The 14,357-nt window shown below is 72.0% G+C and carries 15 protein-coding genes; 14 read left to right on the top strand and 1 reads right to left on the bottom strand.

Translation table 11 applies throughout. From position 1 onward, the window contains the following. Positions 1-100: 100 nt before the first annotated feature. The 8 genes from lepB (at position 101) to JK359_RS24060 (ending at position 6,915) form a co-directional block, all read left to right on the top strand. Complete coding sequence (lepB, locus tag JK359_RS24095) at positions 101-886, top strand: signal peptidase I (protein WP_201839359.1); 786 nt, start codon at positions 101-103, stop codon at positions 884-886. 103 nt (positions 887-989) lie between these two features. Further along, positions 990-1,466 (top strand): NUDIX hydrolase, encoded by a 477-nt coding sequence (locus JK359_RS24090; RefSeq protein ID WP_236678361.1) that lies wholly within the window; start codon positions 990-992, stop codon positions 1,464-1,466. 56 nt (positions 1,467-1,522) lie between these two features. Next, a complete protein-coding gene (locus tag JK359_RS24085) occupies positions 1,523-1,831 on the top strand; it encodes a DUF2469 domain-containing protein (protein WP_003965949.1) in 309 nt (102 codons plus the stop codon). Between the two features lie 94 nt (positions 1,832-1,925). Further along, positions 1,926-2,318: a YraN family protein gene (locus JK359_RS24080; RefSeq protein WP_201839353.1), complete on the top strand. Its 393-nt coding sequence runs from the start codon at positions 1,926-1,928 to the stop codon at positions 2,316-2,318. Further along, a complete protein-coding gene (locus tag JK359_RS24075; RefSeq protein WP_201839350.1) occupies positions 2,319-3,929 on the top strand; it encodes a YifB family Mg chelatase-like AAA ATPase in 1,611 nt (536 codons plus the stop codon). Continuing rightward, entirely contained in the window at positions 3,926-5,128 is a 1,203-nt protein-coding gene (gene dprA, locus JK359_RS24070; protein WP_201839337.1) for a DNA-processing protein DprA, read from the top strand. Before JK359_RS24075 ends, dprA begins: the two co-directional genes overlap by 4 nt. A 322-nt stretch (positions 5,129-5,450) precedes the next feature. Continuing rightward, positions 5,451-6,293, top strand: coding sequence for an RNA polymerase sigma factor WhiG (whiG, locus tag JK359_RS24065; RefSeq protein ID WP_201839334.1), 843 nt, complete (start codon positions 5,451-5,453; stop codon positions 6,291-6,293). A 64-nt stretch (positions 6,294-6,357) separates the two neighbouring features. Further along, entirely contained in the window at positions 6,358-6,915 is a 558-nt protein-coding gene (locus JK359_RS24060; protein ID WP_201839591.1) for a TetR/AcrR family transcriptional regulator, read from the top strand. 159 nt (positions 6,916-7,074) lie between these two features. On the opposite strand, the gene JK359_RS24055 is transcribed toward JK359_RS24060, so the two are convergent. Continuing rightward, complete coding sequence (locus JK359_RS24055; protein WP_201839589.1) at positions 7,075-7,641, bottom strand: murein hydrolase activator EnvC family protein; 567 nt, start codon at positions 7,639-7,641, stop codon at positions 7,075-7,077. Positions 7,642-7,927: 286 nt separating this feature from the next. Here JK359_RS24055 and rpsB point away from each other — a divergent pair, with 286 nt between their 5' ends. The 6 genes from rpsB to JK359_RS24025 all read left to right on the top strand — a co-directional run bounded on the left by rpsB (position 7,928) and on the right by JK359_RS24025 (position 14,353). Further along, the gene (gene rpsB, locus JK359_RS24050) at positions 7,928-8,833 is read left to right on the top strand and encodes a 30S ribosomal protein S2 (RefSeq protein WP_201839331.1); all 906 of its coding nucleotides are present in this window, start codon (positions 7,928-7,930) and stop codon (positions 8,831-8,833) included. 177 nt (positions 8,834-9,010) lie between these two features. After that, positions 9,011-9,847, top strand: a complete 837-nt coding sequence (tsf, locus tag JK359_RS24045; protein ID WP_201839329.1) for a translation elongation factor Ts — start codon at positions 9,011-9,013, stop codon at positions 9,845-9,847. Between the two features lie 216 nt (positions 9,848-10,063). Further along, positions 10,064-10,822, top strand: coding sequence for a UMP kinase (gene pyrH, locus JK359_RS24040; protein ID WP_201839327.1), 759 nt, complete (start codon positions 10,064-10,066; stop codon positions 10,820-10,822). A gap of 182 nt (positions 10,823-11,004) precedes the next feature. Continuing rightward, complete coding sequence (gene frr, locus JK359_RS24035; protein WP_201839326.1) at positions 11,005-11,562, top strand: ribosome recycling factor; 558 nt, start codon at positions 11,005-11,007, stop codon at positions 11,560-11,562. Then, the gene (locus tag JK359_RS24030) at positions 11,562-12,695 is read left to right on the top strand and encodes a phosphatidate cytidylyltransferase (RefSeq protein WP_201839324.1); all 1,134 of its coding nucleotides are present in this window, start codon (positions 11,562-11,564) and stop codon (positions 12,693-12,695) included. Before frr ends, JK359_RS24030 begins: the two co-directional genes overlap by 1 nt. Positions 12,696-12,985: 290 nt before the next feature. After that, positions 12,986-14,353 carry a cytochrome P450 gene (locus JK359_RS24025; RefSeq protein WP_201839322.1) on the top strand — a complete coding sequence of 456 codons (1,368 nt, stop codon included), beginning with the start codon at positions 12,986-12,988 and terminating at the stop codon, positions 14,351-14,353. The last annotated feature ends 4 nt before the right edge of the window (positions 14,354-14,357 follow it).

Here is a 14,357-nt window from a genome sequence, read left to right as displayed (position 1 = left end):
CAGGGACCGGAGCCGGGGAAACCGGAACCGGTGCCCAGGGCCCCGGCCGGGAAAAGAGGGGGCTGCCCCTGGTCGGTACCGCCGGGTAGGGTGCGGATCCATGGGTGGCGAGAGCATGACGCGTACGGCCCCGCAGGGCGGCGGCACCGGTACGGAACGGGTTGGCGGCGGCCGGATCGGCCAGCGGCTGTCCGGGGTGGCCGTGGCGCTGGGCCTGGTGCTGTTCCTCGGCGGATTCGCCTGGGGAGCCCTGGTCTACCGGCCGTACACCGTGCCCACCAGCTCCATGACCCCCACCATCGACGCCGGCGACCGGGTGCTCGCCCAGCGCGTCGACGGCGACGAGGTGCGCCGCGGCGACGTCGTGGTCTTCGAGGACAAGAGCTGGGTCACCGGCGCCAAGGTCGTCAAGCGGGTGGTCGCCGTCGGCGGCGACACCGTCTCCTGCTGCACCGACGGCAGACTGACCGTCAACGGCAAGGAGATCGATGAGCCCTACCTGCCCAAGGGCAGCCTCGCCGAGATCAAGAACTTCCCGAAGGTGACCGTGCCCGAAGGCCGGCTGTTCCTCCTCGGTGACGAACGCCAGGGCTCCCTGGACTCCACCGCCCACCTCACGGACACCGCACAGGGCACCGTCTCGCGAAGGGCCGTCTCCGCCCGCGTGGACGCCGTCGTCTGGCCGTGGAACGGCATGCTCCAGCGCCCCTCCGGTTTCGAGACGCTCGGCGCGCTCTCCCGGCCCGGCCCGTTGCGCACGATCGAACTGCTGGTCGTCGCCGGCGCCGTCCTGGTCCTGGGCGGCGGGGCCTACGGTCCGGTCGCGGCACGGATGAGCGGCTCCCGCGCCCGTGGGACGCGGCCGGAGGCGGCCGGTGCCCGCTGAGACCAGGCGGCCGGCGGAGGAGGCGCACGAGGCCTCGCGGCCGGCCGGGGAGGCCTGTGCCGCTCCGTGTACGGGCGGCGAGGCGCACGAGGGCGGGAGCGGGCTGCGGAAGGTGGCCCGGGTGGTGCTCCTCGATCCCCAGGACCGCATCCTGCTGCTGCACGGCCATGAGCCCGACGATCCGGCCGACGACTGGTGGTTCACGCCCGGCGGCGGGGTCGAGGGCACCGAGACGCGCGAGGAGACCGCGCTGCGGGAACTCGTGGAGGAGACCGGCATCACCGACGTCGTTCTCGGTCCGGTGCTGTGGCGGCGCCGCTGCTCGTTCCCGTTCGCGGGCCGCCGCTGGGACCAGGACGAGTGGTACTACCTGGCCCGTACGGCCCAGACGGCCACCGCGCCGGCGGGGCTGACGGAGCTGGAGCGGCGCAGTGTCGCCGGAGCACGCTGGTGGACGTGTCAGGAACTGACCCGGGCACATGAGACGGTGTATCCGACCAGACTCGCCGAGCTGCTGCGCACGCTGCTCGTCGAAGGTCCCCCGGCCAGCCCCGTGACCCTCGAAACGGAAATCGTCTGAGGGATCCCCGGACTGGCGCACAATGGTGGGATCGCACGGCTGAAGGGGAACATGCCATGAGCGCCGAGGACCTCGAGAAGTACGAGACCGAGATGGAGCTGAAGCTCTACCGGGAGTACCGAGATGTCGTCGGTCTGTTCAAATACGTGATCGAGACCGAGCGGCGCTTCTACCTCACCAACGATTACGAGATGCAGGTGCACTCGGTCCAGGGTGAGGTGTTTTTCGAGGTCAGTATGGCCGACGCCTGGGTCTGGGACATGTACCGACCGGCGCGGTTCGTCAAGCAGGTTCGCGTGCTCACGTTCAAGGACGTGAATATTGAAGAGCTGAACAAGAGCGACCTGGAGCTGCCGGGCGGCTGACGGCCCGGGCTTTCGTGAAGCGCCGCTCCCGGGTGACCGGGTTTTCCACAACCGCCGAGTAGTCCACCAAGATCAACTTGGGGGGACGGGATGCGTGACGGTTGGCGCCGGAGGTGGTGCCGACATGAACGCACGGGAAGCGATCGGCAAATACGGCGAGGACCTGGCCGCCCGGCGGCTCGCCGAGGCCGGCATGACGATCCTGCAGCGCAACTGGCGCTGTGGACGGTCCGGCGAGATCGACATCGTGGCGCGCGACGGAGACGCGCTCGTCGTCTGCGAGGTGAAGACCCGCAGGGGCGGGGACTACGAGCACCCGATGGCCGCGGTGACCCCCGAGAAGGCCGCCAGGCTGCGCGCCCTCGCCGAAGACTGGATCCAGGCCCACGGCGGAGCACCGCCGGGCGGCGTCCGCATCGACCTGGTCGGCGTCCTGCTGCCCAGCCGCGGAGCGCCGTCCGTCGAGCATGCGCGGGGGGTGGCCTGAATGGGGTTCGCCCGTACGTGCTCGGTCGCCCTGGTCGGCGTCGAAGGCGTCGTCGTCGAGGTCCAGGCCGACCTCGAACCCGGCGTCGCCGCCTTCACCCTGGTCGGCCTCCCGGACAAGAGCCTGACCGAGAGCCGTGACCGGGTGCGTGCCGCGGTGGTCAACTCGGGAGCGGCCTGGCCGTCCAAGAAGCTCACCGTGGGCCTCAGCCCGGCGTCCGTCCCCAAGAGCGGCAGCGGCTTCGATCTCGCGGTCGCCGCCGCCGTCCTCGGTGCGGCCGAGCGGATCGATCCCCGCGTGCTCGCCGACATCGTCATGATCGGCGAGCTGGCCCTGGACGGCCGGGTGCGGCCGGTCCGGGGCATCCTGCCGGCGGTCCTCGCCGCGGCGGACGCGGGATACGAGCAGGTGGTCGTACCCGAGTGCGCGGTGCCCGAGGCCTCCCTGGTGCCGGGCGTGTCCGTGCTCGGGGTACGGAGCCTGCGCCAGCTGATCGCCGTCCTCACCGACGAACCGGTACCCGACGAGGAGCCCGTGCCCGGAGACATCCGCCCCGACCCCTTCCTCGCCGGGCTGGCCCTGCCCGGGACAGGGCTCGGCACGGGAACCGCCGTCGGGGCGGGCGCCCCCGACCTGGCCGATGTCGCGGGCCAGCACACGGCGCGTGCGGCGCTGGAGGTCGCCGCGGCCGGCCGCCACCACGTCTTCTTCAAGGGGCCGCCAGGCGCCGGCAAGACGATGCTCGCCGAACGCCTGCCCGGGCTGCTGCCCGAGCTGCACCGGGCCGAGTCCCTGGAGGTCACCGCCGTCCACTCGGTGGCCGGCCTGCTCCCGCCGGGCCACCCGCTGGTCGACCGGCCGCCGTACTGCGCACCCCACCACTCCGCCACGATGGCCTCCCTCGTCGGCGGCGGGAACGGCCTGCCCCGGCCCGGCGCGGTGTCCCTGGCCCACCACGGGGTGCTCTTCCTGGACGAGGCCGCCGAGTTCCACAGCAGCGTCCTCGACGCCCTGCGCCAGCCCCTGGAATCGGGCCACGTCGTGATCGCCCGGGCGGCGGGGATGCTGCGGATGCCGGCCAAGTTCCTGATGGTCCTGGCCGCGAACCCGTGCCCGTGCGGCCGGCACGGACGCGGCGACGACGTCTGCGAGTGCCGGCCCTCCTCGATCAAGCGCTACCGGGCCCGGCTCTCCGGCCCCCTGATGGACCGGGTGGACCTGCGGGTCACCGTGGAGCCGGTCGCGCGGGCCGAACTGCTCCGGATGCACACCGGCGCCGAGCCGACGGCCGTCGTGGCCGACCGGGTCAGGCTCGCCCGGGAGCGGGCCGCCCGGCGCTTCGAGGGACTGCCCTGGCGCACCAACAGCGAAGTGCCCGGGCACGAACTGCGCACCCGCTGGCACGTACAGCCCGGGGCTCTCGGGAAGGCCGAGGAGGACCTGGACCGGGGCCTGCTCACCGCCCGTGGCCTCGACCGCGTCCTGCGGGTCGCCTGGACGCTCGCCGACCTGGGCGGCCGCGACCGGCCCTCGGCCAACGACGTGAACTGGGCACTGGAGCTGCGCACCGGCGTCCGCCGCGGTGCGGTCCTGGAAGGCATCGGCAGGTGAGGGGCGGCGCGCCACGGACGGGCCGCCCGGAACCCGGGTCCGCCCCGGGCGGCGGACCGGACGACGAACTGCTCGGTCGTGTCTTTCTGGCCCGGGTCACCGAGCCGGGGGACGAGACCGCGGGGCGGTGGGTCCGGGAGTTCGGGGTGGGGGAGGTGGTGCGGTGGCTGCGGTGCGGGGGAAAGGCGTTGCCCGGGGTGAGCGGGACCCGCTGGGCGGGACTCGTCGCCAGGGCCCGGCAGGCCGAGCCGGAGCGGGATCTCGACGTGGCCCGGGCCGGGGGGGCGCGGTTCGTGCCTCCGGGGGACGCCGAGTGGCCGGGCCAGCTCGACGACCTCGGGGACGCCCGGCCCCTCGGACTGTGGGTGCGGGGCAGGCCGAGCCTGCGGATGTGGGCGCTGCGCTCGGTCGCCGTCGTGGGCGCCCGGGCCTGCACCGAGTACGGCACCCACATGGCCGCGACCCTCGCCTCCGACCTCGCCGAACGCGGCTGGGTGGTGGTCTCGGGCGGTGCCTACGGCATCGACGGCGCCGCCCACCGCGGCGCCCTCGCCGCCCACGGTGCCACCGTCGCCGTCCTGGCCTGCGGCGTCGACCGGCCCTACCCCCGCGGCCACACCGCGCTCATCGCCCGCATCGCGGAGCAGGGACTCGTCGTCGGCGAACTGCCGCCCGGGGATCACCCGACCCCCAGCCGGTTCATCCGGCGCAACCGGGTGATCGCCGCCCTGACCAGGGGCACCGTCGTCGTGGAGGCCGCCCGCCGCAGCGGCTCGCTGGCCACCGCACGGTCGGCACAGCACCTGGGCCGGTTCACCATGGGTGTCCCCGGCCCGGCCACCAGCGCCCTCTCCGCCGGAGTGCACGAGCTGCTGCGTGGCGAGGCGGCCCTGGTCACCGACGCCGCCGAGGTCGTCGAACTCGTGGGCGGCATGGGAGAGCTGGCCCCGGCCCGGCGGGGCCCGGTCCTCCCGCGTGACCTGCTGGAACCGGCCGCCGCCGGCGTGCTGGCCGCCCTGCCCGCCGACCGCGCGGCCCCCGCCGGGGAGATCGCGCTCGGCGCGCGGACCACGCAGGACGAGGCGATCGCGAAACTGTACGAACTCCGAGCACTTGGTTACGTCGAACGACACGGCGACGGCTGGAAGTTGACACGCCAGGCGATGATCTCGGTCCGGAGTGGTCACGGTCCGTGCTGATCGAGCCGGTTCGGCCGTCCGGGGGAACGCCCGACGCCCTTGGTGTTTCCCGGAGTTGGCGCCTCCGGCCGGTCACGCAGAGCGAGCTGCGGCCCGTCGTCGCGCGCCGGGAGCGAGCGCCCCGCGCAGGGGTGGTGCCTCGCTGTTCGCACACCGCGACACCTCAGTCACGCTACGCTCACGAAGGCGACGGCGCAGAACGCGCCAACCCGGCATCAGACCGACACCTCACCCAGGCAGCCCACATCACCCCACGATCTCCCACCCGCCTCACTTCACAGCACTTCTCGGCACTTCACGGCAGAACGGCACAAGGCGACGAATGCCCCAGCACACCTCCGGGTCCGACCGGGCGGCGATCCCCCCAGCCGCCCGCGACGGTGGCAGCGTGCGGCCGCCCGCTCCCTCGACGCTCGACGAGTTGTGGCGGTCGTACAAGGCGACGGGGGACGACCGGTTGCGGGAGCAGCTGATCCTGCACTACTCGCCGCTGGTCAAGTACGTGGCGGGCCGGGTGAGCGTCGGGCTGCCCCCCAACGTGGAGCAGGCCGACTTCGTGTCCTCCGGGGTGTTCGGGCTGATCGACGCGATCGAGAAGTTCGACATCGACCGGGAGATCAAGTTCGAGACGTACGCGATCACCCGGATCCGCGGCGCCATGATCGACGAGCTGCGGGCGCTGGACTGGATCCCCCGCTCGGTCCGGCAGAAGGCGCGCAACGTCGAGCGGGCCTACGCCACCCTGGAGGCGCGGCTGCGGCGCACGCCGACGGAGGGCGAGGTCGCCGTCGAGCTGGGCATGGAGGTCGACGAACTCCACGCCGTTTTCAGCCAGTTGTCGCTGGCCAACGTGGTCGCCCTGGAGGAGCTGCTGCACGTCGGCGGCGAGGGCGGGGACCGGCTCAGCCTGATGGACACCCTGGAGGACACCGCCGCCGACAACCCGGTGGAGGTGGCCGAGGACCGCGAGCTGCGGCGGTTCCTGGCGCGGGCGATCAACACGCTGCCCGAGCGGGAGAAGACCGTGGTCACCCTGTACTACTACGAGGGGCTCACCCTCGCCGAGATCGGCAACGTGCTCGGCGTCACCGAGAGCAGGGTCAGCCAGATCCACACCAAGTCGGTGCTGCAGCTGCGTGCCAAGCTGGCGAGCTTCGGGCGCTGAGTCCTCCCTTCCGGGGTGGGGTGTCCGTAAAGTGGTCGACGTGCCAAGGATTCGAGCGGCCTCCGTGGCCGAGCACCGGTCGATGCAGCGAGCCGCCCTGCTGGACGCGGCTCGCTCCTTGTTGTCCGAGGGCGGTACGGAGGCGCTGACGTTCCCCGCGCTGGCCGAGCGGACGGGGCTGGCGCGGTCGTCCGTGTACGAGTACTTCCGGTCCCGCGCGGCAGTCGTCGAGGAGCTGTGCGAGGTCGACTTCCCGGTGTGGGCGGCGGAGGTCGCGGCGGCCATGGAGCGCGCCGAATCGGCCGAGGGCAAGGTCGAGGCGTACGTCCGGCAGCAGCTGTCCCTGGTCGGGGACCGGCGGCACCGGGCGGTCGTGGCCATCTCCGCCAGCGAGCTGGACGCCGGTGCCCGGGACAAGATCCGGGCCGCCCACGGGGGCCTGGTCGCGATGATCGTGGAGGCGCTGGGGCAGCTGGGGCACGAGCAGCCCAGGCTGGCGGCGATGCTGCTGCAGGGGGTCGTGGACGCGGCGGTGCGCCGGATCGAGCTGGGTGCGGCGGAGGACCCCTCCGTGGTGACGGACGCCGCGGTGGCCATGGCCCTGCGGGGCGTCCAGGGCTGAGCGACCGTCGGCCCGCCTCCCCGCCCGAGCGACCGTCGGCCCGCCTCCCCGCCCCAGCGACCGTCGGCCCGCCTCCCCGCCCGCGAGCGACCGGCGGCCCGCCTCCCCGCCCCCGAAGCGGCGAGAACAGCGGCGCGGCCGGCCGCGGGCGGCCCACGGCTAGGGCGTGAGCGGCAGCAGTCTCGACGGTGCCCGGCCCAGCAGCCACGGCGGGAGCAGGGAGAGCGGGTCCAGATAGGCCTCGCCTCTGAGCAGGCCCCAGTGCACGCACGTCGTCGGTGCGCAGTGCGACCCGCTCGGCTCCGACACGCCGACCACCTCGCCCGCTGCCACGCGCGCGCCCCGCTCCACGGAGGGGCGTACCGGCTCGTACGTCGTGCGCAGGTCCGTGTCCGTCAGCGCCACCGACACCACACCCCGTCCGGCCACCCGGCCCGCGAACAGCACCCGGCCCGGGGCCACCGCCCGAACCGGAGAGCCGGCCGGGGCCGCCAGATCCACCCCACGGTGGCCCGGGCCGTACGCCGTCTGCGGTGGCTGCCAGCCCCGCAGCACCGGTGGGCGGGCGCCGACCGGCCACGTGCGGGCGAGAGGCGGTACCGGGCCGCCGGGGGGTGCCGTGGGTGCCGCAGGTGCCGGGAGCGGGGGGTCCGCCCGGGCCGGAGGCGTGAGGGCCGGCACCGTCGCAGCCAGCAGCAGGGCCGTCCACACGGTCGCCGATCGCATCGCTCGTCGCATGCCGGAAGCGTCCCGTGGCCGCGCCGGTCGCGGCCGGTGCCTGTGGACCACTCACCGGTTGTGGACAGCGGCGTCACCCGGTGCCTCGCCGGTCCCGTACACTTCTTCTGGCGATCCGGGTCACCGGGTCGACTTCGCACGCCCCGGTACGGCAGCCGGCAACGGTTCCTACCAAGCGCCTCTCGGTCCTTCGCGGCACGGCGCATCGCGGGCGTCAGGCGCGACCGCCGTCCGGCGGGCGCGGCACAACCGAGAACACCAAGGAGAAACGGCCATGGCCGTCGTCACGATGCGGGAGCTGCTGGAGAGCGGCGTCCACTTCGGTCACCAGACCCGTCGCTGGAACCCGAAGATGAAGCGCTTCATCTTCACCGAGCGCAACGGCATCTACATCATCGACCTGCTCCAGTCGCTGTCGTACATCGACCGCGCCTACGAGTTCGTCAAGGAGACCGTCGCCCACGGCGGCACGGTCATGTTCGTCGGCACGAAGAAGCAGGCGCAGGAGGCCATCGCCGAGCAGGCCACCCGCGTCGGCATGCCCTACGTCAACCAGCGCTGGCTGGGCGGCATGCTCACCAACTTCTCGACCGTCTACAAGCGTCTGCAGCGCCTCAAGGAGCTGGAGCAGATCGACTTCGAGGACGTCGCCGCCTCCGGTCTGACCAAGAAGGAGCTGCTGGTCCTCTCCCGCGAGAAGGCCAAGCTGGAGAAGACCCTCGGTGGTATCCGCGAGATGCAGAAGGTGCCCAGCGCCGTCTGGATCGTGGACACCAAGAAGGAGCACATCGCCGTTGGTGAGGCCCGGAAGCTGAACATCCCGGTCGTCGCGATCCTCGACACCAACTGCGACCCCGACGAGGTCGACTACAAGATCCCGGGCAACGACGACGCGATCCGCTCCGTCACCCTGCTCACCCGCGTGATCGCCGACGCCGTCGCCGAGGGCCTCATCGCCCGCTCCGGCGTCGCCACCGGCGACAAGGGCGAGAAGGCCGCGGGCGAGCCGCTCGCCGAGTGGGAGCGCGACCTGCTCGAGGGTGAGAAGAAGGACGAGGCTCCGGCCGCCGAGGCCACCGCCGAGGCTCCGGCCGCCGCCGAGGCCCCGGCTGCCGAGGCCCCGGCTGCCGAGGCCGCCCCGGCCGAGGGCGAGAAGGCCGCCGAGGCCGACCAGGCCTGACGTCGGCGTGACGGCGGGGGCGGTACGGACACCGGCAGCGCCTCCGGCGCGGTGAAGTCCGCCCCCGCTGTTCACCCGCAGGTCGGCACGACGTATGCGAACCGCGACTACATGTGGAACGCACACCGTGCGGATCTTCTGAAGATCTTCCAGACTTCGAGAAAGACTCACAGACTCATGGCGAACTACACCGCCGCCGACGTCAAGAAGCTCCGTGAGCTGACCGGCGCCGGCATGATGGACTGCAAGAAGGCGCTGGACGAGGCCGAGGGCAACGTCGACAAGGCCGTCGAGGCGCTCCGCATCAAGGGCCAGAAGGGCGTCGCCAAGCGCGAGGGCCGCTCCGCCGAGAACGGCGCCGTGGTCTCCATCATCGCCGACGACAACTCCTCCGGCGTTCTGGTCGAGCTGAAGTGCGAGACGGACTTCGTCGCCAAGGGCGAGAAGTTCCAGGCCGTGGCCAAGGCCATCGCCGAGCACGTCGCCAAGACGAACCCGGCCGACCTCGAGGCCCTGCTCGCCTCCGAGATCGAGGCCGGCAAGACCGTCCAGGCGTTCGTGGACGAGGCCAACGCCAACCTCGGTGAGAAGATCGTCCTGGACCGCTTCGCGCAGTTCACCGACGGCTTCGTGCTCGCCTACATGCACCGCACCATGCCCGACCTGCCCCCGCAGATCGGTGTCCTGGTCGAGCTGGACAAGCCGAACGCCGAGGTCGCCAAGGGCGTCGCCCAGCACATCGCCGCCTTCGCGCCGAAGTACCTCTCCAAGGACGAGGTCCCGGCCGACGTCGTCGAGTCCGAGCGCCGCATCGCCGAGGAGACCACCCGCGCCGAGGGCAAGCCCGAGGCCGCGATCGCCAAGATCGTCGAGGGTCGTCTGAACGGCTTCTTCAAGGACGCCACGCTGCTCGGCCAGCCGTACGCGCTCGACAACAAGAAGTCGGTCCAGAAGGTTCTGGACGAGGCCGGTGTCACCCTGAAGCGCTTCTCGCGCATCAAGGTCGGCATCTGAGTCCGTACCGCGATCGACGCGCGACCCACGGAGAAATCCCCGGGGAAATCCCGATAGGGTCGACAGCAGTCGTCCGCGCACACCGCCACACCCCGGCGTGGGGCGGACGGCAGCAGATCTGACGAGGAGGCCATTGCCGCGTATGGGAGCGAAAAGCAACCCCATCGGCAATGGCCTTCTTCGTATGTGCAACACGTGAAAGAGGCGGGATCCCCCATGACCACCAAGGCCCAGAAGAGCGACGACGGCAAAGTGCGCGGCCGGTTTCTGCTGAAGCTGTCCGGAGAGGCCTTCTCCGGTGGCGGGGGCCTGGGCGTCGACCCGGACGTGGTGCACAAGATCGCCCGCGAGATCGCGGCCGTCGTGCGCGACGGCGCACAGGTCGCGGTCGTCATCGGCGGCGGCAACTTCTTCCGCGGCGCCGAACTCCAGCAGCGCGGCATGGACCGCGCCCGCTCCGACTACATGGGCATGCTCGGCACCGTGATGAACTGCCTCGCCCTCCAGGACTTCCTGGAGAAGGAAGGCATCCAGTCCCGCGTGCAGACCGCCATCACCATGGGCCAGGTCGCCGAGCCGTACATCCCGCTGCGCGCCGTGCGGCACCTGGAGAAGGGCCGCGTCGTCATCTTCGGCGCCGGTATGGGCATGCCGTACTTCTCCACCGACACCACCGCCGCCCAGCGCGCCCTGGAGATCGACGCCGAGGCGCTGCTCATGGGCAAGAACGGTGTGGACGGGGTCTACGACTCCGACCCCAAGACCAACCCGGACGCCGTCAAGTTCGACGCCCTGGGCTACGGCGAGGTCATCACCCGTGACCTCAAGGTCGCCGACGCCACCGCCATCACGCTGTGCCGCGACAACAAGCTCCCGATCCTCGTCTTCGAGCTTCTCGCGGAGGGCAATATCGCCCGTGCCGTCAAGGGTGAGAAGATCGGCACGCTGGTGAGCGACCAGGGCAGCCGGGGCTGATCGGCACACCCTGCGCCCGGGTAAGCCACCTGTCCGAGGGACGGACGGGACGCACCCTGGCCGGGGGATGGACAATGTCCTGCCGGTCGGGAACCGTGCAGGAAGAAGACGCGACGCAGCCGGCCGCCGACCGACTTCAGGAACCGCAGCCGGGCCTTACTCAAGACACGCAGGAGCAAGTGGTGATCGAAGAGACCCTCCTCGAGGCCGAGGAGAAGATGGAGAAGGCCGTCGTGGTCGCCAAGGAGGACTTCGCCGCGATCCGCACCGGCCGTGCGCACCCGGCGATGTTCAACAAGATCGTGGCCGACTACTACGGTGCCCCGACGCCGATCAACCAGCTGGCCTCGTTCTCCGTGCCGGAGCCGCGGATGGCGGTCGTGACCCCGTTCGACAAGAGCGCGCTGCGCAACATCGAGCAGGCCATCCGCGACTCCGACCTGGGCGTCAACCCCAGCAACGACGGCAACATCATCCGTGTGGTGTTCCCCGAGCTGACCGAGGAGCGCCGCCGCGACTACATCAAGGTCGCCAAGGGCAAGGCCGAGGACGCGCGGGTCTCGATCCGCTCCGTGCGCCGCAAGGCCAAGGACGCCATCGACAAGCTGATCAAGGACGGCGAGGTCGGTGAGGACGAGGGCCGCCGTGCGGAGAAGGACCTCGACGACCTGACGGCGAAGTACGTCGCTCAGGTGGACGAGCTCCTCAAGCACAAGGAAGCGGAGCTGCTCGAAGTCTGATGAGCGACTCTTCCTGGGGGGCGCCGCCACACGCGGGGCAGGCCGGGTACTGGGGGTCCACCGAGGGTGGACCTGTCCAGGGGGCCGCCCCGGCGGGTCCCGCGTACGATGCGCCTGAGGCGCAGCAGACTCGCCCCATGCCCATCGTGCCCGACGTACCCGCGTACGGCGGGGACCAGGACGAAGACCGGGGGGCCGCTCGGCTGGGCGGCCCCTCGTTCCGAGATGTGATGTACCAGGCCGGACACCTTCCGGCCGAGACCCAGAACCCGGAGCCCATGCCCGACGCCCCGCAGACGCCTCCGGCGCCGCAGAAGAAGAGCGCGGGCCGTGACCTGAGCGCGGCCATAGGCGTCGGCGTCGGGCTCGGTGTGGTGATCATCGCCTCCCTGTTCATCCAGAAGGCCGTCTTCGTCGGTGTGATCGCGGTCGCCGTCGTCGTCGGTCTGTGGGAGCTGACCAGCAGGCTGCAGGAGCGCAAGAGCATCAAGGCGCCGCTCGTGCCGCTCGCGGTCGGCGGTGCGGCGATGGTCGTCGCCGGGTACGTACGGGGCGCCGAGGGCGCGTGGGTGGCCATGGCCCTCACCGCACTGGCCGTCCTGGTCTGGCGCATGACGGAACCACCGGAGGGATACCTCAGGGACGTCACGGCCGGTGTCTTCGCGGCGTTCTACGTGCCCTTCCTGGCCACGTTCGTCGCGCTGATGCTCACCGCCGACGACGGCCCCTGGCGGGTGCTCACCTTCCTGCTCCTGACGGTCGTCAGCGACACCGGCGCCTACGCGGTCGGCTGGCGCTTCGGCCGGCACAAGCTCGCCCCGCGCATCAGCCCCGGCAAGACCCGCGAGGGCCTGCTGGGTGCGGTGCTGTTCGCGATGGCCGCGGGCGCGCTGTGCATGCACTTCCTGATCGACGACGGCACCTGGTGGCAGGGCCTGCTCCTCGGCCTGGCGGTCGCGGCCAGCGCCACGCTGGGCGACCTCGGCGAATCCATGATCAAGCGGGACCTGGGCATCAAGGACATGGGCACCTTGCTCCCCGGCCACGGCGGCATCATGGACCGCTTGGACTCACTGCTCCCCACGGCTCCGGTGGTGTGGCTGCTGATGGTGGTCTTCGTCGGCAGCGGCTGACGCCGACCGCGGCCGACGGCTCCTCATGAGCCGGACGTGGTACGGGCCGCGGGATCCTGTTCAGCACGCGGGACATGAGGGGGACGCCGCACGGGCTTCCGGGCCTCTGTCCTGAACGTGGGACGGGGATGTCGTACGGGCTTCCGGGCCTCTGTCCTGAACGTGGGACGGGGGCCCGTCGTCGTACCCGGATGCCGCAGCAGGAATCGCCGGGCCGGTCCGGCGGGCCCAGACTCCCTCAGAGAACGGCGTTTCCCCGTCGCCCGGTGACGCAGCAGGGAGTGTGCCCCATGCCCCTCGACCCAGCCCCGGCCCGCGCCCAGACCCCCGCCCAGACCCCCGCCCAGACCCCCGTGGGAAACCGCGCAGAGACCCCCGCTCGGTGCCCCGCGGAGACCCCCGCTCGGTGCCCCGAGGAGGCCCCCGCCCAGGCTTCTCAGGTCTTCGCCCACGCCCCCGCCCCGCCACCGGTCCGGCACTGGTCCGCCGGTGACCTGCCCGCCCTCGACCCCGACCCGTTCCTGGACGAGCTGCTGCGCGAGGAGCCGGTCACCCGGATCGAGCTGCCGCACGGCGAGGGACACGCCTGGCTGGTCACGCGGTACGAGGACGTCCGCTTCGTCACCTCCGATCCACGCTTCTCCCGGGAACGGGTCGTCGGCCGCGCGGTCACCTCCATGCGCCCGGTGCCGGTCGCCTCCCTGACGGCGGGCGTGCAGTACATCGATCCGCCGCGGCACACCCGGCTGCGCCGGGTCGTGGCCCGTGCGTTCACCGGGAAGAGCATGCAGCGGCTGCGACCGCTGGCGGAGCGCAGGGCCGCCGATCTGCTCGACGCGATGGAACAGGCCGGCGCCCCGGCAGACCTCATGGAATACCTGCACGGCCCCTTCCCGATCGCCGTGGTCCGCGACTTCCTCGGCGTGGACGAGCGGGACTGGCACCGCTGGGCCGAGACGGGCGAGGCCCTGCTGTCGGCGGGGGCCGACTCCAGGGAACGAGCCAGGGCGGCCGCCCGGGCCACCCGGGCCCGCATCGCCGAACTCCTCCGGCGCCGCCGCGAGGAACCCGGCGAGGACCTCGCCGGAGTGCTGGCGCAGGCCGCGGCAGCCGGGGAGATCACCGACGACGAGGCGATCTCGCTCGCCACCGCCGTCCAGGTCAGCGCCGGGCACGCGGTCCGCAACAACAGCGGCTCGATGATGTACGCGCTGCTCACCCACCCGGCACAGCTGGACCGGCTGCGCCGTGAGCCGCAGCTGCTGCCGCGGGCCGTGGAGGAGCTGTTCCGCTACGTCCCGCACCGCAACGGCGTCGGCATTCCCCGGGTCGCCACCGAGGACGTCGAGGTCGGCGGGCATCTGATCCGGGCCGGGGACGTGGTCTACAACGCGTACGTCGCAGCCAACCGCGACCCGGAGGTCTTCCCGGACCCCGACGTCCTGGACTTCGACCGGGACGACGGCCCCCACCTGGCCTTCGGGCACGGCCCGCACCACTGCCTGGCCGCCGTCATGGCGCGTATGGAGGCCGAGATCATGATCGGTACGGTTCTCGTCCGGTTCCCCGGGATCCGGCTGGCCGTGCCGCCCGAGGAGGTCGAGTTCCAGCGTCAGGGCCTGATCCGGGGGCCGCGGAACCTGCTCGTGACCTGGTGACGGA

It is taken from the genome of Streptomyces actinomycinicus (assembly GCF_016741775.1).
Lineage (GTDB): Bacteria > Actinomycetota > Actinomycetes > Streptomycetales > Streptomycetaceae > Streptomyces > Streptomyces actinomycinicus.
Note: the sequence above shows the minus strand (reverse complement) of the source record. Positions and strands in the feature narration are given on the sequence as shown.

Coding starts and splice junctions, on each gene's coding strand:
- lepB (WP_201839359.1), top strand. CDS start 101: ATGGGTGGCGAGAGCATGACGCGTACGGCCCCGCAGGGCGGCGGCACC.
- JK359_RS24055 (WP_201839589.1), bottom strand. CDS start 7,641: ATGCGATCGGCGACCGTGTGGACGGCCCTGCTGCTGGCTGCGACGGTG.
- JK359_RS24085 (WP_003965949.1), top strand. CDS start 1,523: ATGAGCGCCGAGGACCTCGAGAAGTACGAGACCGAGATGGAGCTGAAG.
- JK359_RS24025 (WP_201839322.1), top strand. CDS start 12,986: ATGCCCCTCGACCCAGCCCCGGCCCGCGCCCAGACCCCCGCCCAGACC.
- JK359_RS24075 (WP_201839350.1), top strand. CDS start 2,319: ATGGGGTTCGCCCGTACGTGCTCGGTCGCCCTGGTCGGCGTCGAAGGC.
- tsf (WP_201839329.1), top strand. CDS start 9,011: ATGGCGAACTACACCGCCGCCGACGTCAAGAAGCTCCGTGAGCTGACC.
- rpsB (WP_201839331.1), top strand. CDS start 7,928: ATGGCCGTCGTCACGATGCGGGAGCTGCTGGAGAGCGGCGTCCACTTC.
- JK359_RS24030 (WP_201839324.1), top strand. CDS start 11,562: ATGAGCGACTCTTCCTGGGGGGCGCCGCCACACGCGGGGCAGGCCGGG.
- pyrH (WP_201839327.1), top strand. CDS start 10,064: ATGACCACCAAGGCCCAGAAGAGCGACGACGGCAAAGTGCGCGGCCGG.
- whiG (WP_201839334.1), top strand. CDS start 5,451: ATGCCCCAGCACACCTCCGGGTCCGACCGGGCGGCGATCCCCCCAGCC.